The sequence below is a fragment of the uncultured Massilia sp. genome (assembly GCF_913773735.1).
Classification (GTDB): Bacteria; Pseudomonadota; Gammaproteobacteria; order Burkholderiales; family Burkholderiaceae_D; genus Telluria.
Genome location: NZ_CAJYEB010000032.1, coordinates 63,287 through 81,635 on the forward strand (window position 1 = coordinate 63,287; position 18,349 = coordinate 81,635).

Annotated in this window: 18 protein-coding genes and 1 tRNA gene; 10 read left to right on the top strand and 9 right to left on the bottom strand. The window is 67.7% G+C overall.

Going from position 1 to position 18,349, the window contains the following annotated elements; all coding sequences use genetic code 11:
- Window positions 1–43: 43 nt before the first annotated feature.
- From QZ749_RS15850 to QZ749_RS15875, 6 genes are all read right to left on the bottom strand, one after another.
- On the bottom strand, window positions 44–1,339 hold the full coding sequence (locus QZ749_RS15850; protein ID WP_296948823.1) for a M56 family metallopeptidase: 1,296 nt from the start codon (window positions 1,337–1,339) through the stop codon (window positions 44–46).
- A complete protein-coding gene (locus tag QZ749_RS15855; protein ID WP_296948825.1) occupies window positions 1,336–1,719 on the bottom strand; it encodes a BlaI/MecI/CopY family transcriptional regulator in 384 nt (127 codons plus the stop codon). The genes QZ749_RS15850 and QZ749_RS15855 overlap by 4 nt, the downstream gene beginning before the upstream one ends.
- A gap of 344 nt (window positions 1,720–2,063) precedes the next feature.
- Window positions 2,064–3,383, bottom strand: coding sequence for a dicarboxylate/amino acid:cation symporter (locus tag QZ749_RS15860; RefSeq protein WP_296948826.1), 1,320 nt, complete (start codon window positions 3,381–3,383; stop codon window positions 2,064–2,066).
- A 150-nt stretch (window positions 3,384–3,533) separates the two neighbouring features.
- Window positions 3,534–4,838, bottom strand: a complete 1,305-nt coding sequence (locus QZ749_RS15865) for an amidohydrolase family protein (RefSeq protein WP_296948827.1) — start codon at window positions 4,836–4,838, stop codon at window positions 3,534–3,536.
- A gap of 57 nt (window positions 4,839–4,895) precedes the next feature.
- Complete coding sequence (locus tag QZ749_RS15870; protein WP_296948828.1) at window positions 4,896–5,279, bottom strand: hypothetical protein; 384 nt, start codon at window positions 5,277–5,279, stop codon at window positions 4,896–4,898.
- A gap of 60 nt (window positions 5,280–5,339) precedes the next feature.
- Window positions 5,340–6,134 carry a 3-hydroxybutyrate dehydrogenase gene (locus QZ749_RS15875; RefSeq protein ID WP_296948829.1) on the bottom strand — a complete coding sequence of 265 codons (795 nt, stop codon included), beginning with the start codon at window positions 6,132–6,134 and terminating at the stop codon, window positions 5,340–5,342.
- A 148-nt stretch (window positions 6,135–6,282) separates the two neighbouring features.
- Here QZ749_RS15875 and QZ749_RS15880 point away from each other — a divergent pair, with 148 nt between their 5' ends.
- The 6 genes from QZ749_RS15880 (at window position 6,283) to QZ749_RS15905 (ending at window position 12,289) form a co-directional block, all read left to right on the top strand.
- Entirely contained in the window at window positions 6,283–7,161 is an 879-nt protein-coding gene (locus QZ749_RS15880; protein WP_296948830.1) for an alpha/beta fold hydrolase, read from the top strand.
- Window positions 7,162–7,208: 47 nt separating this feature from the next.
- Window positions 7,209–7,559 carry a RidA family protein gene (locus tag QZ749_RS15885; protein WP_296948831.1) on the top strand — a complete coding sequence of 117 codons (351 nt, stop codon included), beginning with the start codon at window positions 7,209–7,211 and terminating at the stop codon, window positions 7,557–7,559.
- Window positions 7,560–7,569: 10 nt separating this feature from the next.
- Entirely contained in the window at window positions 7,570–9,810 is a 2,241-nt protein-coding gene (locus tag QZ749_RS15890) for a bifunctional (p)ppGpp synthetase/guanosine-3',5'-bis(diphosphate) 3'-pyrophosphohydrolase (protein ID WP_296948832.1), read from the top strand.
- An 80-nt stretch (window positions 9,811–9,890) separates the two neighbouring features.
- Window positions 9,891–10,697, top strand: a complete 807-nt coding sequence (locus QZ749_RS15895; RefSeq protein ID WP_296948833.1) for an ABC transporter permease — start codon at window positions 9,891–9,893, stop codon at window positions 10,695–10,697.
- Between the two features lie 30 nt (window positions 10,698–10,727).
- Complete coding sequence (locus QZ749_RS15900) at window positions 10,728–11,657, top strand: MlaD family protein (RefSeq protein ID WP_296948834.1); 930 nt, start codon at window positions 10,728–10,730, stop codon at window positions 11,655–11,657.
- Window positions 11,654–12,289 carry a hypothetical protein gene (locus QZ749_RS15905; protein ID WP_296948835.1) on the top strand — a complete coding sequence of 212 codons (636 nt, stop codon included), beginning with the start codon at window positions 11,654–11,656 and terminating at the stop codon, window positions 12,287–12,289. The genes QZ749_RS15900 and QZ749_RS15905 overlap by 4 nt, the downstream gene beginning before the upstream one ends.
- A gap of 78 nt (window positions 12,290–12,367) precedes the next feature.
- Here the strand turns inward: QZ749_RS15905 and QZ749_RS15910 are convergent, their stop codons facing one another.
- The 3 genes from QZ749_RS15910 to QZ749_RS15920 all read right to left on the bottom strand — a co-directional run bounded on the left by QZ749_RS15910 (window position 12,368) and on the right by QZ749_RS15920 (window position 14,748).
- On the bottom strand, window positions 12,368–12,688 hold the full coding sequence (locus tag QZ749_RS15910) for an H-NS histone family protein (RefSeq protein WP_296948836.1): 321 nt from the start codon (window positions 12,686–12,688) through the stop codon (window positions 12,368–12,370).
- A gap of 93 nt (window positions 12,689–12,781) precedes the next feature.
- On the bottom strand, window positions 12,782–13,744 hold the full coding sequence (locus tag QZ749_RS15915; RefSeq protein ID WP_296948837.1) for an NAD(P)/FAD-dependent oxidoreductase: 963 nt from the start codon (window positions 13,742–13,744) through the stop codon (window positions 12,782–12,784).
- Window positions 13,745–13,836: 92 nt separating this feature from the next.
- Entirely contained in the window at window positions 13,837–14,748 is a 912-nt protein-coding gene (locus QZ749_RS15920) for a cation diffusion facilitator family transporter (protein ID WP_296948838.1), read from the bottom strand.
- Window positions 14,749–14,930: 182 nt separating this feature from the next.
- Between QZ749_RS15920 and QZ749_RS15925 the strand changes: the two genes are divergently transcribed.
- The 4 genes from QZ749_RS15925 to rpmI all read left to right on the top strand — a co-directional run bounded on the left by QZ749_RS15925 (window position 14,931) and on the right by rpmI (window position 18,340).
- Window positions 14,931–15,007: transfer RNA gene (locus QZ749_RS15925), tRNA-Val, on the top strand.
- A gap of 271 nt (window positions 15,008–15,278) precedes the next feature.
- The gene (gene thrS, locus QZ749_RS15930; RefSeq protein WP_296948839.1) at window positions 15,279–17,189 is read left to right on the top strand and encodes a threonine--tRNA ligase; all 1,911 of its coding nucleotides are present in this window, start codon (window positions 15,279–15,281) and stop codon (window positions 17,187–17,189) included.
- A 25-nt stretch (window positions 17,190–17,214) separates the two neighbouring features.
- Window positions 17,215–17,766: a translation initiation factor IF-3 gene (gene infC, locus QZ749_RS15935; RefSeq protein WP_296948952.1), complete on the top strand. Its 552-nt coding sequence runs from the start codon at window positions 17,215–17,217 to the stop codon at window positions 17,764–17,766.
- A 373-nt stretch (window positions 17,767–18,139) separates the two neighbouring features.
- Window positions 18,140–18,340: a 50S ribosomal protein L35 gene (gene rpmI, locus QZ749_RS15940; protein ID WP_036228503.1), complete on the top strand. Its 201-nt coding sequence runs from the start codon at window positions 18,140–18,142 to the stop codon at window positions 18,338–18,340.
- Window positions 18,341–18,349 lie beyond the last annotated feature (9 nt).

Below are 18,349 nucleotides of genomic sequence, written 5' to 3' on the forward strand. Positions count from 1 at the left end.
CGGGCCGGCACGATGCCGGCGGCCGTTCAATGGATGGCGCGCGTCATTCGAGCGTCCAGACGTACTGCACCTGGGTCCAGGCGGCGACGGGACGGCCGTCCTCCAGCGCCGGCCGGAACCGGCACTTGTCGATGGCGCCGTGCGCCGCCTCGTCCATCGCCGGGAAGCCGCTCGAGCGCGCCACCTTCGACGTGCGCACGGCGCCGGTGTCGTCGACGAGGAAGCGCAGCGTGACGGTGCCTTCGTGTCCCGCGGCAACGTCGGCTTGCGGGTACGCGGGCCGGGCGCACGTGCGGAAATCGGCGAGCGCCGGCGTCGTCGCGCGGACGGCGCCATGGCCGTCCACCGCCAGCGCATGCCGGTTGGCGAGCGCATGGGCGCTGCCCGCGCAGGCCAGCGCCAGCCCCAGCACCGGGACGACGGCCCGCCAGTCCAGCGCCTGCGTGCCAGGCCGCAGCAGGCGGCGGATGCGCGCCAGCAGGTCGCCGCCGTTGGCCGCCTGCGCCAGGTGGCCGCCGGAAAACTGCAGGCGCTCGAGTTCGGACAGGGCCAGCGCCAGGCGGCGCGGCTCGCCCAGGTGGCGCGCGGCGAAATCGTCGGCGATCTGCTCGCGTTCGACGCGGATGCGGCGCGACAGCCACCAGACGGCCGGATGGTAGAACAGGATCGTCTCGACGACGTTCTGCAGCAGGTTCACCAGGTAGTCATGGCGCCGGATGTGGCCCAGTTCGTGCGCCAGCAGCGCCTCCAGCAGGTGGGGCGGCATGCCGGCGACGAGCGCGGCCGGCACCAGCACGACGGGACGCCACCAGCCGGCCGTGACCGGGCTGGCCAGCCCTTCGACGATGCGCAGGCGCACCGCGCGCGTCAGGCCGCAGCACGCCGCCAGTGCCGACAGCCGCGCCTGCCAGGCCGGATCGCCGCCGTCTCCCCGTGCCACCCGCCCGATCCATAGCAGGCCGCAGGCCATGCGCAGGCCCAGCGCGCCGACGCAGGCCGCCCACAGGGCGACGATCCAGTCGAGATGTTGTTGCAGCCACGCCAGCCAGCCGGCCGCGTCCGCCGCCGCGGCCCGGGGCAGGGCGCCGGCGAACGGCATGCCGCCAGCGGCGGGCACCCGGCCGCCCGACAGCAGCAGGCACAGCTCGGCCAGCGGCCAGGCCAGGCACAGCAGCAGGCCCGTGCAGGCGACGGCGTAGCGCAGTTCGGGGCGCGCGTTGCGCAGCGCGACCAGCAGCGTGCCGGTGGCACAGGCGATCAGCGCGCCCTGCCAGACGAAATGCAGCAGCATCCAGCCGATGCCGGCGACCAGCGTCGACATGTCGATGGCGGCCATCATTTGCCGTCGCCCTTGAGCAGCCGTTCGATTTCCTCCCTGTCCTTGCGCGAGATGCCGGTCTTGAGCGCCGCCAGCACGAGGTCCTTGGCCGAGCCCGAAAAGGCGCGCTGCATCAGGTCCTTCAGCAGGTTGGTCTGCAGCGATTCCTGGGCCTGGGCCGGCGCATACACGTGAGACCGTTCGCTCTCGTCGCGGATCAATAAACCCTTGCCGTGCATGATCTGCATCAGGCGCAAGACGGTGGCATAGGTGACGTCCGGACGCGCCTTGACCATGGCGTCGTGCACCTGGCGCGCGGTGGCGGCGCCGAGCGGCCACAGCACCTGCAGCAGGTCGAGTTCGGCCGCGGTCGGCTTGGGCAGGGAGGGGGATGTGGGCATGGCAGCTCCTGGACAGGCAAGAACGGTTGTTCGATGACTTAGACTATCCTGTCTAGAAGCGTCTGTCTACAACTTTATTTCTCGTGCGCCCAGTTGCGATTTCCCTTTCGGCAGGGCTAACATAGAAAACGTTGTCTATGACCGGGATTGCCGATGATCGTGCGGAAAACCCGCATGATCGCGAACGGCTGCTGACGATTCCGGCGCTGCGGCTGCGTCAGCCGGTCGATGTCGTCTTCCGGCTGGAAAACCCGGCGCCGGTGCGGACGGGCAGGAAGTCGCGGGCGCGCCGGCATGCAAAAACGCCGGGCGAACCCGGCGTTTTTCATTGGTGCGGCGCTGGCTTACGCGGCTTCGCGCATCGGACGGGCTTTCACGTCCGTGGTCGGATCGTTGGCCGGGTCGTCGAAGGTCGGGTTGGCCAGTTCGGCGCTCAGGCGTTCCTTGTCCAGTTCGCCTTCCCACTTCGACACGACGATCGTGGCGACGCCGTTGCCGATGATGTTGGTCAGGGCGCGGCATTCGCTCATGAACTTGTCGATGCCCAGGATCAGCGCCATGCCGGCCACCGGGATGGTCGGGACGACGGCCAGCGTGGCGGCCAGCGTGATGAAGCCGGCGCCGGTGATGCCCGACGCGCCCTTCGAGGTCAGCATCGCTACCAGCAGGATGGTCAGTTCCTGGGTCAGGGTCAGGTCGGTGTTGGTGGCCTGGGCAACGAACAGGGCGGCCATGGTCATGTAGATGTTGGTGCCGTCCAGGTTGAACGAATAGCCGGTCGGAACCACCAGGCCGACGACCGATTTCGGGCAGCCCAGCTTTTCCAGCTTGCGCATGATGGCCGGCAGCGCGCTTTCCGACGAGCTGGTGCCCAGCACGATCAGCAGTTCTTCACGGATGTAGGCCAGGAAGCGGAAGATCGAGAAACCGGTCAGCTTGGCGATGGTGCCCAGCACCAGCACGACGAACAGGAAGCAGGTGAAGTAGAACGAACCGACCAGCGACGCCAGCGGGATCAGCGACTTGACGCCGTACTTGCCGATGGTGAAGGCCATCGCGCCGAAGGCGCCGATCGGGGCGGCTTTCATGACGATGTTCACGACGCCGAAGATCACGTGCGACAGGTCTTCGACGAAGCGCGCCACCGGACGGCCGCGCTCGCCCAGCATCGACAGCGCGAAGCCGAACAGGATCGCGATCAAGAGGACCTGCAGGATCTCGCCCTTGGCGAACGCATCCACGAAGGTGTTCGGGATGATGTTCATCAGGAAGTCGACGGTCGTCAGCGACTTGGTCTTGTCGGTGTACTGGGCGATCGCGTGGGTGTCCAGCGTGGCCGGATCGACGTTGAAGCCGGCGCCCGGCTTGACCAGGTTGGCGACGATCAGGCCGATGGCCAGCGCGAAGGTCGAGACGATCTCGAAGTAGAGCAGGGCCTTGCCGCCGACGCGGCCGACTTTCTTCATGTCCTGCATGCCGGCGATGCCGGCGACGACGGTACAGAAGATCACCGGGGCGATGATCATCTTGATGAGTTTGATGAAGCCGTCTCCCAAAGGCTTCATCTTGGTGCCGAGTTCCGGGTCGAAGATACCCAGCAGCACGCCGATGATAATGGCGAACAATACCTGGATATACAAGACTTTATAGAATGGTTTTTTCATGACTGGGCTCATACACGATTGGTAACACCGTCATCATTCCTCAAAATATCTGGCCAGACTATTGTGGAAAACCGCAACGCCCAGCCTGATATCCGATCTGCCCTTCCTGAATAACCGCTATAAGTTTCCCAAGGGAAAGCCTCCGTGTTCTTATTGGCGACGGTAAACGACGCCGCCTTTCATCACGAAGCCGACATGGCATAGCGCCGCGATGTCGGCCGTCGGGTCGCCGTCCACGGCGACGACGTCGGCCAGCGCGCCGCTGCGGATCGTGCCGAGTTCCGGCTTGCCCAGGATGCCGGCCGCCACCGTCGTGGCGGCGCGCAGCGCCTCGGTGGGCGTCATGCCCAGGCGCACCATCCATGCCAGTTCGCGCGCGTTGCTGCCGTGGGCGAACACGCCGACGTCGCTGCCGTTGCCGATCGTCACGCCCACGCGGCGCGCCAGCTGGAAGGCGCGCGCGGCCTGCTGCATGGCGGGCGTCGGGGCACCGCCGCGCACGTGCTTCTGGAAATATTCGCCGATGGCTTCCGGCGCCGTCAGCGTCGGGATGTACGCGACGCCGCGCTCGCGCATCAGCGTGAACGTCGCCTCGCTGGCGCCGTAGCCGTGCTCGATGGTGTCGACGCCGGCCAGCACGGCCTGGCGGATCGCGTCGTCGCTGCTGGCGTGCACCGCCACCTTGCGGCCCGTGACGTGCGCGGCCGCCACCATCGCCCGCATTTCCTCCAACGTGAAGGTGGGGCGGGTGCTGCCGTCGATGCCGGTGCGGTAGTCGGCATAGATCTTGATCCAGTCGGCGCCGTGCGCCGCCTGCTGGCGCACCGCCTTGACGGCTTCGTCGACGCCGGTCGCCTGCTGGGCGCCGTAGGGCAGTTCCATGTCGGGCCGGTAGTTGCGCTCGGCCGGGCCGTAGCTGGCGGTGGCGACGATGGCGCGGGTCGCCACCAGCAGGCGCGGCCCGGGCACCTGGCCCTCGTCGATGGCGCGCTTGATGCCGACGTCGGCATAGTCGACGCCCTCGGTGCCGAGGTCGCGCAGCGTGGTGAAGCCGGCCTGCAGGGTGTCCGCGGCATGGCGCACGGCCAGCGCGACGCGGTAGGCCGGCGCCTCCTTGATCACCTGGTCGTCCCAGGTGGTTTCGTTATACGGGTGCAGCAGCACGTGCGAGTGCAGGTCGATCAGGCCCGGGATCAGGGTCTTGCCGGGCAGGTCGATTTTCTCGGCATCGGCCGGGACCGCCATGCCCGCCGCCGGCCCGACGGCCTGGACACGGCCGCCGGCCACCAGCACGCTCCAGCCGGGGTGGGCGGCGCCGTCGCCGGTCCAGACGCGCTCGGGACGCAGCAGCACCGTATGCGGGGCGCCCGGCACATCGGCGCCGCGCGCGCCGGCGGCGACCGCGGCGAGGGTCATGAGGGTGGCGAGGGACAGCAGCCTGGTCCAGGTGCGCATGGGCGTCTTCCTTGTCGTGATGGAAGCGCCATCATAGCGAAGCCGGTTGGCAGTGCGCTATTCGAGATCCTGCATCGACTGCCGGATGCCTTCCTCGACGTCGTTCAGGAACGCGGCTCCCTTGGGCGAGAGCGCGATGCCGGGCACGGCCAGTTCGACCAGGCAGGCCAGCGCCTGGCGGAACCATTCCATGTCGGTGCCCATCAGCGGCAGCGCATGGGCGTCGTTCAGGTAGTGCACGGCGCGCGCCAGCAGCGCGGTGTCGCGCCCGGCGTTCGCCACGGGCAGGGCGAAGTCGGCGGCTTCGCGCTCGAACTTCGCGGCGAGCGTCTCGAGGATGTCGCGCGACACCTGCGTGTGCCCGGCGGCCAGCACGACGTGGGCGAGTTCGGCGCAGGCTTCGGCCAGGCCGGGGACGTGGATGGCATCGTCTTCGTTCATCCGCGCATTGTAGACCAGGCGGCGCGGCGCTGCCGGCCGGGGCGCGCGCCGGCCGCGGCCTTACTGGGCCAGCCAGCCGCCGTCCATGTTCCAGGCCACGCCGCGCACCTGGTTGGCCGCCGGGCTGCAGAAGAACACGGCCAGCGCGCCCAGTTCCTCGGGCGTGACGAATTCGCCGGACGGCTGCTTTTCCAGCAGCAGCGCCTTCTTGGCCTGCTCGTTGCTGATGCCTTCGCGCGCGGCGCGGTCGTCGACCTGCTTCTGCACCAGCGGCGTCAGGACCCAGCCCGGGCAGATGGCGTTGGCGGTGACGCCGGTGGCGGCGGTTTCCAGCGCCGTCGACTTGGTCAGGCCGACCAGCCCGTGCTTGGCCGCCACGTAGGCGGATTTTTGCGCCGACGCGACCAGGCCGTGGGCCGAGGCCAGGTTGATGATGCGGCCCCAGTTCTTCTGCTTCATGTAGGGCAGGGCCAGGCGGCTGGTGTGGAAGGCGGACGTAAGGTTGATGGCGATGATGGCGTCCCACTTCTCGACCGGGAAGTCCTCGACGTTGGCCACGTACTGGATGCCGGCATTGTTGACCAGGACGTCGACGCCGCCGAATTTTTCGGCGGCGAAGCGCATCATCGCCTCGATCTGGTCGGGCTTGGACATGTCGGCGTTGTGGTAGGCCGTCTGCACGCCGAACTCCTGGCCGATGTCGGTGTACAGCTTTTCGATCTGCTGGGCGTCGCCGAAACCGTTGAACACGATGTTGGCGCCCTGCTCGGCCAGCGCGCGCGCGATGCCCAGGCCGATGCCCGAGGTCGAACCGGTCACGAGGGCGGTCTTGCCCTTCAGAATTGCATTGGTCATTACGTCTCCTTCAGGAAAGGGATGGAAGGTGTGCCCGGTCTTCCGGCCAGACTTGGTAGAATTCTAATCGCATCGCCGGTTAAAATGTTGGCGGTGCGTCGATGCGTCGATGCGTCCATGCGTCGATACCAAGGGAGATGGGCAGGACATGAGCGAACCGAGGCTGAAGTCCGTGCAATGCAGTTCGCCGGCCGGCCTGCATCGCATGGCATACAAGGAGTGGGGCGACCCGGACAACCCGCGCGTGCTGGTATGCGTGCACGGGGTCACGCGCGTCGCCGACGACTTCGACGCGCTGGCCGCGGCCATGTGCGACCGCTACCGCGTGGTCTGCCCCGACGTCGTCGGGCGCGGGCGCTCGGGGCGGCTGCGCGATCCGCAGCACTACGTCGTGCCGCAGTACGTGGCCGACATGGTCACGCTGGTCGCGCGCGTCACCGCCCGCGGCGACGGCGAGGACGTGCACTGGTTCGGCACCTCGATGGGGGGACTGATCGGCATGATCCTGGCCTCGTTCGAGGACAGTCCCGTCCAGCGCCTGGTGCTCAACGACATCGGCCCGGTGCTGGACCCGGCCGCGATGGCGCGCATCGCCGACTACATCGGCCAGGACCTGCGCTTCGCAAGTTACGGCGCCGGCGCCGCCTTCGTGCGCGAGGTCTCGGCGGCGTTCGGACCGCACGACGACGCCCAGTGGGACAAGCTGGCGCGCGACGTGCTGGTCGAGACGCCCGACGGCCAGTGGACGCGCCACTACGATCCCGCGCTGGCCAGGCCGTTCGCCGCCGTCACGCCCGGGCAGGCCGCCCGCGACCAGCAGGCGCTGTGGGCCGCGTTCGACGCGATCCGCTGCCCGACGCTGCTGGTGCGCGGCGCGCAGTCCGACCTGCTGTCGCGCGCCACCGCCGAGGAGATGACGCGGCGCGGGCCGCGTCCGCGCCTCGTCGAGATCGCGGGCGTCGGCCACGCGCCCACGTTCGTGCAGCCGGAGCAGATCGCGCTCGCGCGCGACTTCCTGGACGGCTGAAGACCACGTAACCGATACACCATTTATCAACCAGAACAGGGAACACCATGCAGATCCAACGACTCCACGTAGGCAAGCGCCTGTCCGAAACCGCCGTCCACAACGGCACCGTCTACCTCGCCGGCCAGATCGCCGAGGACACCACGCAGGACATCGGCGGCCAGACCCGCGAGGTGCTGGGCCACGTCGACCGCCTGCTGGCCGAAGTGGGCAGCGACAGGTCGCGCATCCTGTCGGCCCAGATCTATATCGCCAGCATGGCCGACTTCCCCGGCATGAACGCGGTGTGGGACGAATGGGTCGTGCCGGGCCACACGCCGCCGCGCGCCACCGTCGAGGCCAGGCTGGCCAATCCGGCCTGCCTGGTCGAAGTCGTGATCGTCGCCGCGCAGGCGTAAGAAAGGCCGCATGGTATCGACACCCGCGCTCGGCGACGCCGCCACCCAGCTGCTCCAGGGCCTCGGACACGACGATTGCGTGCGCGTGAAGGCCGCGCTCGACTTCGCCGTCGCGTCCTACGGCGAACGCCTCGCCGCGACGGGGCAGGGCGCCTGCGAATTTTCCGTGGGTGTCGCGGTCACGCTCGCGCTGCTGCGCAGCGATGCCGAGACGCGCATCGCCGGCCTGCTGTTCGAGCTGTGCATCATGGAACCCGCGCTGGCGCAGACCATCGAGGAACGCTTCGGCAAGGAAGTGGCGGACATGGTGCACGGCGTGCACCAGCTGATCCGCCTGCGCGACCTCACCGCGACGCAGGCCCCGGTGGGGCGCGGCAAGAACGCCGCCCAGGAGGCGATGGCGCAGATCGAGACGCTGCGCAAGATGTTGCTGGCGATGGCCAGCGACATGCGCGTGGTGCTGGTGCGGCTGGCGTCGTGCGTGACCACGCTGCGCCACTTCGCCGAGAAGAAGCGCTTCGACGAGGTCACCAGCAACTACGGCCGCGAGGTGCTGGACCTGTACGCGCCGCTGGCCAACCGCCTCGGCATCTTCCAGCTCAAGTGGGAGCTGGAAGACCTGGCCTTCCGGATGATCGACCCGGAGATGTACAAGCGCATCGCCAAGATGCTCGAAGAAAAGCGCATGCTGCGCGAGAGCTTCGTGGCCTCCTCGATCGAGCGCCTGCAGGCGGAACTGGCGGCGGCCGGCATCCGGGCCGAGGTCAGCGGCCGTCCCAAGCATATCTACAGCATCTGGAAGAAGATGCGCGGCAAGGACCTCGACTTCACCGAGCTGTACGACGTGCGCGCCTTCCGCGTGATCGTCGCCGACGTCAAGACCTGCTACACGGTGCTGGGCGTCGTGCACAACATCTGGACGCCGATCCCGAAGGAATTCGACGACTACATCTCGCGTCCCAAGCCGAACGGCTACCAGTCGTTGCACACGGTGGTCAACGCCGACGACGGCCGGCCGCTGGAAGTCCAGATCCGCACCCAGGAAATGCACGGCTTCGCCGAGTACGGCGTGGCCGCGCACTGGCGCTACAAGGAGGAGGGCGGCTCGAACTTCAAGAGCCAGCAGTACGACGAGAAGATCGCCTGGCTGCGCCAGCTGCTGGCCTGGAAGAGCGACGTCGCCGACGCCGTCACCGGCCAGGAAGAGCTGCAGAAGGAGTGGGTGGAGAAGCTCAAGGCCACCACGCTGGACGACCGCATCTTCGTGCTGACGCCGCAGGCGCGGGTGCTGGAGCTGCCGGTGGGCGCGACGCCGATCGACTTCGCCTACCACCTGCACAGCGAGGTCGGGCACCGTTGCCGCGGCGCCAAGGTCGACGGCACCATGGTGCCACTGAACACGGCGCTGAAGAACGGCCAGACCTGCGAGATCATCACGGCCAAGGGCGCGCCCGGCAGCGCCGGCCCGTCGCGCGACTGGCTGGGCGCCGGCTACACGGTCAGCAGCCGCACGCGCACCAAGATCCGCGCCTTCTTCCACGCGCAGGAACTGGCAGAGACCCTGGCGCATGGCCGCGCGCTGGTCGAGAAGACGCTGCAGCGCGAAGGCAAGACCGCGGTCAACCTGGACACGCTCGCGCACAAGCTGGGCTTCACCAAGGTCGACGATTTGTTCATCGCCGTCGGCAAGGACAAGTTCAGCCTGCGCCACGTGGAAGCGGCGCTGCACGAGCCCGTCGAGGTGCCGGAACTGCAGGACGCCGACGTCGTCAACAAGAGCCGCGCCTCGAGCGTGGAGCAGGGCGCCAAGTCGGGCGTGCTGGTGGTCGGCACCGACGGCCTGATGACCCAGCTGGCGCGCTGCTGCAAGCCGGCGCCGCCGGACCCGATCGTCGGCTTCGTCACGCGCGGCAAGGGCGTGTCGATCCACCGCGCCAGCTGCAAGAACTTCGCCGAGATGGCCGCCAAGGCGCCCGAGCGCGTGCTCGACACGGCCTGGGGCCTGACCGGTTCCGATACCGTCTACCCGATCGACATCTTCATCCTGGCGCAGGACCGGCAAGGCCTGCTGCGCGACATCTCCGAAGTGCTGACGCGCGAGAAGATCAACGTGATCGGCGTGAACACGCAAAGCGCCAAGGGCCAGGCGCGCATGGTGTTCACGGCGGAGATCGGATCGACGGGACAGCTGCAGAAGGCCATCGCGGCCATCGGCGAAGTGACGGGCGTTCTGGAAGCGAAACGAACGTAGGGTGGGCAGCGCCATGTTGGCCCCGGCGCAGCGCATCCGCGCGCCCCGTGCGCCACGCGATTAAATGTATCATTGTCAATATGCCGCTTTCCTCGCTCCTGTACATGACGCCGGGCCGCTGGGTCCACCTCGCCGCGCGCTACGGGCGCAGCTGGTGGCGCATGCTGCACCTGGGCGCCGTCGCCCTGGTGATGGCGCTGTCGTCCTCCACCTGGAACCGCGCCAACCGCCTGGCCACGTCGCGCCACATCCATGCCAGCACCTGGCAGGTGCTGCCCTGGTTCACGCTGCTCACCGCGCTGGTCAGCCTGGTGATCATCCGCATCGTGCTGGTGACGGCGCAGAGCTACGGCCTGTCGCGCTTCGCGCTCGAGATGGTGGTGCGGGTGCTGGTGCTGGAACTCATTCCGCTGTCGGCCGCGCTGTTCGCCGCGCTGCGCGCCGGCATGGCCTTCGACGCCAGCGCCATGGGCCTGGCGCGCAGCGGCGTGCCGGCCGACCTGGCCACCGGCGAGACGCTGCTGCGCCTGCGCCGCGACCTGGTGCCGCAGGTGCTGGCCAACGCCTTCTCGGTCCTGAGCCTGGCGATGGCCAGCAGCGTCGTGGTGCTGCTGCTGGCCTACGTGAACGTCTACGGCCTGTCGCCGTGGGGCCTGGGCGACTACACGCGCACGGTGGGCCGGGTGTTCGACCCGGCGGTGACGGTCGGCTTCGTGTTCAAGACCGTGCTGTTCGGCCTGGCCGTGGCCGTGATCCCGAGCGCGGCGATGCTGGAGATGCTGCGCCACGGCCGGCGCCAGCGCTCCAACGTGCAGCCGGGCGCCCTGCGCCTGCTGTTCGTGCTGCTGCTGATCGAGGCCAGCTCGCTGGCCGTCAAATACATCTGATGAACGCAACGAGGACATAAAGGACCACGCATGGCGGAACCGCTCCCGGACGAACCGAAACACGTCGAGACCAAGGCCCTGATCCTGCTGGTGGCGATCGGCGCGCTGATCGTCGCCTTCTTCCTGTACGTGATGTACGCCCGCGGCGTCTTCCAGGAAACCCAGACGCTGACGCTGGTGGCCGACGATTCCGAGGGCGTCATCCCCGGCATGGACATGACCTTCGCCGGGTTCCCGATCGGGCGCGTGCGCCAGGTCGACCTGGGCCAGGACGGCAAGGTCAACGTGCTGGTCGACATCGCGCGCGACGACGCCCGGTGGCTGCGCACCACCAGCGTGTTCACGCTCGAGCGCAGCGTCGTCGGCGAGACCCGGCTGCGCGCCTACAGCGGCATCCTGACCGACCCGCCACTGCCCGACAAGGCCCAGCGCCCGGTGCTGCGCGGCGACGCCACCGCCGAGATCCCGCGCCTGCTGGCCACCGCGCGCACGCTGCTGGAAAACCTGGAGGCGCTGACGCGCCCCGATTCGGCCATCGGCAACACCCTGAACAACGTCGAGGCCCTGTCCGGCCGCCTGAACGGCCGCTACGGCGTGCTCGGCACGGCGCTCGGCGGCGACGCCGAGGCGCAGCAACTGCTGCAGACGCTGCGCCGCGTCGACACGCTGCTGGCCAAGGCCGACACGCGCGTGTTCGGCAAGAACGGCGTGATGGACGATACCCAGGCCGCCATCAAGGAGCTGGACGGCCTGCTGGCCGATGCCCGCGGCACCTTGCAGAAGGTCGACGCGGTGCTGGTCGAGGCGCAGGGCGTGGCGTCCAATACCCGCGCGGCCACGCAGGACCTGGGCCGGCTGCGCGGCGAGGTCGACGCCAGCCTGCGCAAGGTGAACCGGCTGGTCGACGAGATCAACCGCAAGTGGCCGTTCAAGCGCGATACGGAGATCAAGCTGCCATGACGAACCGATGCCTTGCGATGCTGGCCGCCGCCCTGGTGTTGTCCGCCTGCGCCAGCCAACCCCGGCCGCCGGCCTGGGAAGCGGACGCGCGCGGCGCGCTGGACGGTTTCACGGCGGACTGGTTGCGCGGCGACGCGGCCGCGGCCGACGCCGAGTTCGCGCGGGCGCGCCGCGAGAGCGCCAGCACCGGCCGCTTCGACCGGGTGGCGCAGGCCGAGCTGCTGCGCTGCGGGGTGCGGGCCGCCGGCCTGGACTTCGATTGCCCCGGCTTCGCCGCGCTGGCGGCCGACGCCACGCCGGCCCAGCGCGCCTACGCGGCCTACCTGGACGGCCGCTGGGACGGCCTGGATGCCGGCCTGCTGCCGGAACAGCACCGCGGCGTGGTGGCCGCGGGCACGACGGCGGGGGTGGGCGATCCGCTGGCCCGGCTGGTGGCGGCCGGCGCGCTGTTCAAGGCCGGGCGCATCGTTCCCGCCGACATCGCGGACGCGGTCGAGACCGCGTCCGCGCAGGGCTGGCGCCGTCCGTTGCTGGCCTGGCTCGGCCTGCAGGAGCGGCGCGCCCTGGCGGCGGGCGACGTCGAGGCGGCGCGCCAGCTGCGGCGGCGCATCGCGCTGGCGTCGGCGCCATGACGCGATCCGCGTGCCGGCGCCGCGATGTGCCGGCGGGTCCGGGACCGGACGCGTCCGAGGAGCGCGGCCGGACGAGCTTCAGGAGTCGGCACCGTCGAGCCTGAATTCGTCCAGGCTCTTGCCGCCGTCGAGGGCGTCGGACAGCCATTGCGGATGGCGGCCGCGGCCGTTCCAGGTCTGGCTGGCATCGTCCGGATTGCGGTAGCGCGGCGCGCCCTTGGCGGCCTCCTTGGCCAGCAGGTCGCCGACGGGCACGCCGACGTCGCGCGCGATCGCCGCGATGCGCTCGCGCGCCTGGCGCAGCTCGCCGCGCTGGCGTTCCTTGAGTTCTTTCTGGACGTCGAACAGCAGGCCTTTCAGCTCGCCGAGGGTGTAGTCGGACAGGTCGATCGCCGCCATGGCTTTCCTTGTTCGGATGGGCAGGCCACAGTGTAACGCCTGCGGCGCTTCGGTGCAGGCGTTGCATTGCGGGCTGCCCGCATCATGCCTGCATCATGCCGGCGGCCGGGAAGGCGCCGCGCGCAGCGCCGGCGGCAGGCGGTTGTGGATGTGCGTGGCGGCGCGCGCGGCCTGGCCGGTCGCCACCGCGATCTGGTTCAGGCCGACCGTCACGTCGCCGATCGCGTACAGCCCCGGCACCGAGGTGGCGCCGTGCACGTCCACCACCAGTTCCTCGCACTGCGCGGTGGCGGCGCCCAGCCGCGCGGCCAGGCCGGAGCGGGCCTTTTCGCCCAGCATCGGGTAGAACACGTCGGCCGGATGCTCGGCGCCGTCGGCCGTGTGCAGCACCGGCTTCATCGCCGCGTCCAGCGTCACCGACAGCAGCGGCGACTCGACCAGCTTCACGCCGGCGGCCGCCAGGCTGCGCCTGGCGTCGTCGTCCAGCATCGACGCCGGCCCGCGCTCGAACAGGGTGACGTCGCTGCTGAAGGTGCGCATGAACAGGGCGTGGCCGATGGGGTTGGTCTCGCCCGTCGCCACGGCGATGCGCTTGTCGAGCACGTCGAATCCGTCGCACACGGGGCACAGGCGCAGCGAGCCGAACGCGATCGCCTCGCGCCACGACTCGACCGGCAGGCCGACGTCGGCCACGCCGGTGGCCAGCAGCACCGTATGCGCGCGCAACTGCGTCACGGCGTCGGCGGGGCCGCCCTCGGGCAGGCAGTCGGCGACGAACATGCCGTCCTCGATGCGCAGGTCGAGGATCTCGCCGGGCAGCACGCTGCCCCCGTAGCGCTCGAGCTGGACGGCGAGGTTGGCGAGCAGCGTCGGTCCCGGCACGCCTTCCGGGAAGCCCGGGTAGTTGTGCGAGACGGGAATCAGGCGGAGGCGGCTGTGGCCCTTGTCGACCAGCGCCACGTTGCGGGTGAAGCGGCGCAGGTAGATGGCGGCCGTCAGGCCGCCGGGGCCGCCGCCGACGACCAGCGTATCGTATGCAGGAGATGGGGTGGTCATGCGCCGATTATCCGGATGCGGCCCGCCGGCGGGCAATCGGCGCGCGTGCCGCGCCCGGGTGGGAGCCGGCTTACAGCGCCGGCATCGCGCCTTCAGTGATCGAGTTCGGGCTGGAGCGTGACGTGGTCGATGCCGTGGCGCTCGCGCAGCATGGCCTTGGCGGCGTCCAGCACGCGCGGCCAGGCGTTCAGGTCGGCGATCTGCAGGTGGCCGATCAGCGCCGGCTGGCCCGGCGACATGTCCCACACGTGCAGGTCGTGCACGGCATGCACGCCCGGCAGCGCCGCCAGGTCGGCGCCGATCTGCAGGTAGTCGATGGCGCCGGGCACGCCTTCCATCAGGAAGTGGTAGGACTCGCGCAGGATCCCGAGCGTCGACTTGAGGATCAGCATCGACACGAAGATCGACAGGATCGGGTCGATGCGCACCCAGCCGGTGAAGTGGATGATGGCGCCGGCGGCGATGGCGGCGGCCGAGCCGAGCAGGTCGCCCAGCACATTGACCAGCGCGGCGCGCGTGTTGATGTTCTGCTCGCCGCGCGACAGCACCCAGGCGACGAGGATATTGATGCCCGCCCCGATCGTCGCGACGACGAACACGACGCCGCCCTGCACGTGCTCGGGATGCATCAGCCGCTGCGCCGCCTCGTAGACGATCCAGGCGACCAGCACCAGCATGGCCAGGCTGTTGACGAAGGCGGCCAGCGCCTCGGCGCGCACGAAGCCGAACGAGTGGCGCGCCGACGGCGGGCGCCGGGCGATCAGTTGCGCCAGCAGGGCCAGGCCGAGGGCGGCGGCGTCGGTGACCATGTGGCCGGCGTCCGAGATCAGCGCCAGCGAATTCGACATGAAGCCGGTGACGGCCTCGATGATGGCGAACAGCAGCGTCAACCCGAGCGCCATCCCCAGCGCCCCCTGGCTGCGCCCCTCGATCGTGTGGCCGTGGCGGGCGTCGCCGGCGAGGTGGGCGTGCAGGTGGGCGGAGGAGGGAGATTGGTCGGCCATGGCGGATTCGTCAACACGCGAAACGGAGGAGTATACCGTAGGGTGGGCAGCTCCACCCCGCGGCGAAAACGACCGCGGCATCTGCGCTGCCCACGCGTAACGCGTGAACGGCCTGCACCTCCGCGCACCAAAAACGCATGACCTTGCACAATCGCATGCTACTCCCTATAATAGCGGCATACGGGCGGTTAGTTCAGCTGGTTAGAATACTTGGTCGACATCCAAGGGGTCGCAGATTCGAATTCTGCACCGCCCACCAGAACACCAAAGACAGGCGCGGGGAACTCCGGTTCTCCGCTCTTGTCGTCAGTAAGAGCGAGAAAGGCACAAACGGTTATGACACCGCGAACTACAACCTGGTTGTGGGGGAATCGCTAGACGCGGTACGGTGTGCTTTTGTCAGAAGAAACACAGCAGCAACGACAACACTCGAAAAAACGCGCCTGGTGCGCGTTTTTTTTTCGTCCAGGCCAATTTCGTTTCAAAATAATTAACGCAACGGGCGCAACGGCGCCGACTTGGAGCTCACAATGTTGAATGTTCGACTTCCCGACGGTTCCAGCCGTCAATTCGAAGGCCCGGTGACCGTCGCCCAGGTGGCGTCCAGCATCGCGCCGAGCCTGGCCAAGGCCGCGCTGGCCGGCAAGGTGGACGGCAAGGTCGTCGACACCTCGTTCCTGATCGAGCAAGACGCCGACCTCGCCATCGTCACCGACAAGGACCCGGAAGGCCTGGACGTCATCCGCCACTCGACCGCCCACCTGCTGGCGTACGCGGTGAAGGAACTGTTCCCCGAGGCGCAAGTGACCATCGGCCCGGTGATCGACAACGGCTTCTACTACGATTTCTCGTACAAGCGTCCGTTCACCCCCGAAGACCTGGTCGCCATCGAGAAGAAGATGGTCGAGCTGGCCAAGAAGGACGAGCCGGTCACCCGCAAGGTGCTGCCGCGCGACGAGGCCGTCGCCTACTTCAAGTCGATCGGCGAGGACTACAAGGCCGAGATCATCGCCTCGATCCCGGCGAACGAGGACGTGTCGCTGTATTCGGAAGGCAAGTTCACCGACCTGTGCCGCGGCCCGCACGTGCCGTCGACCGGCAAGCTGAAGGTGTTCAAGCTGATGAAGCTGGCCGGCGCCTACTGGCGTGGCGACTCCAAGAACGAGATGCTGCAGCGCGTCTACGGCACCGCCTGGACCAGGAAGGAAGACCAGGAGCAGTACCTGCACAACCTGGAAGAAGCGGAAAAGCGCGACCACAGGAAACTCGGCAAGCAACTGGACTTCTTCCACTTCCAGGACGAGGCCCCGGGCCTGATCTTCTGGCATCCGAAGGGCTGGGCGATCTGGCAGCAGGTCGAGCAGTACATGCGCAAGACCTACCAGGTCACCGGCTACGACGAGGTCAAGGCGCCGCAGATCATCGACGTGTCGCTGTGGAAGAAGACCGGCCACTGGGACAACTACCGTGAAAACATGTTCACGACCGAGTCCGAGAACCGCACCTATGCGCTCAAGCCGATGAACTGCCCGGGCCACGTGCAGATCTATAACGCCGGCCTGCGTTCCTACCGCGACCTGCCGCTGCGCTACGGCGAGTTCGGCCAGTGCCACCGCAACGAATCCTCGGGCGCGCTGCACGGCCTGATGCGCGTGCGCGGCTTCACCCAGGACGACGGCCACGTGTTCTGCACCGAAGAACAGATCGCGCCGGAAGTCGTCGCCTTCCACGCCCAGGCGATGAAGGTGTACGAAGACTTCGGCTTCGACAACATCGACGTCAAGATCGCGCTGCGTCCGGAAAACCGCATCGGTTCCGACGAGGTGTGGGACCAGGCCGAAGAGGCGCTGCGTTCGGCGCTGCGCGGCTGCGGCGTGACCTGGACCGAGCTGCCGGGCGAGGGTGCGTTCTACGGTCCGAAGATCGAGTACCACCTGAAGGACAGCCTGGGCCGCCCGTGGCAGGTCGGCACCATGCAGGTCGACTTCTCGATGCCGGGCCGCCTGGGCGCGGAGTACGTGGCCGAGGACAATACCCGCAAGGTGCCGGTGATGCTGCATCGCGCGATCGTCGGTTCGATGGAGCGCTTCATCGGCATCCTGATCGAGAACTACGCGGGCGCGCTGCCCCTGTGGCTGGCGCCGGTGCAGGTCGCCCTCTTGAATATCTCGGATGCGCAAGCATCTTATGTGAAGGAAGTCGAGGCCAGGCTGAAAGCCGCTGGCCTGCGCGTTCACGCTGATTTGCGGAACGAGAAGATTACCTATAAAATCCGTGAACATTCCGTCCAAAAACTGCCGTATATCTTAGTTGTCGGCGATAAAGAGCGGGATGCAAACACCGTGGCCGTTCGCGCACGCGGCAACGTCGACCTGGGTGTGATGTCGGTCGATGCGCTGCTGGAACGCCTCCTGAGCGAGGTAGCATCCAAGGCAAAATAAGCAGAGTCTGCCTTGAGACGGCCCGATCACTCATACTTTCAAAGGAAACAACATAGCTACTGACAAGTCGCAGAATCGCATCAATGGCGAAATCACCTATCCGGAAATGCGCCTGAATGGTGTGGACAACGAGCCGCTGGGCATCGTGAGCCTGGCCGAAGCGTTTCGTCTGGCCGAAGAGAAAAACGTCGACCTGGTGGAAATCGCGCCGAACGCGAATCCGCCGGTCTGCCGCCTGATGGATTACGGCAAGTTCAAGTATTCGGAACAGAAGAAGGCGCACGAGGCGAAGCTGAAGCAGAAGGTCATCCAGGTCAAGGAAATCAAGTTCCGTCCGGGTACTGACGAAGGCGACTACAGCATCAAGCTGCGCAACCTGATCAAGTTCCTGGAAGAGGGTGACAAGACCAAGATCACCCTGCGCTTCCGCGGCCGCGAAATGGCCCACCAGGACATCGGTGCGCGCATGCTGGAACGCCTGCGCGGCGACCTCGAGCCGTATGGCCAGGTCGAGCAGTTCCCGAAGATGGAGGGCCGCCAGATGATCATGGTGGTCGCGCCCAAGAAGAAGAAGTAAGGCTTCGGGCGCGCTGCGCGCCGCTGGATGGCCGTCGCGATGGCGAATGGTCCAGGTCCCGCCCCGGTGCAAGCCGTGGCGGGCCTGGCCGTTTCCGCTTGTTCGTTCGCGCCATGCGTTCGCGTGATGCGTTCGCGCGATGCGCACGTGCAGTGGATGCCGCCTCCTGCCATGAGGCGATCGACGTCGCCCAACATTTCGCGCGCAAGCTGTGCTAGAATCTGCGGTTCCCGTATCTCTTGATGCGGGAAAGCAAGACTGTAGTGGACCCGCTTCCGCTGCAGAGACAAGTGAAAGCAGGCATCCAAGAGCAGCGTTGCTGCCACCTGCAATCCTGTCACATATGAGGCTGCCTGTGAAAGGGCAGAAGACTATGCCGAAAATGAAAACCAAAAGCTCCGCGAAGAAGCGTTTTCGCGTGCGCCCGGGTGGTACCGTGAAATCGGGTATGGCGTTCAAACGTCACATCCTGACCAAGAAGACCACCAAGAACAAGCGCCAGCTGCGTGGCACCCGTAACATCAATGCGTCCGACGTCCAGAGCGTCTACCGCATGATGCCGTCCGCCGTTTAATCTCACAAC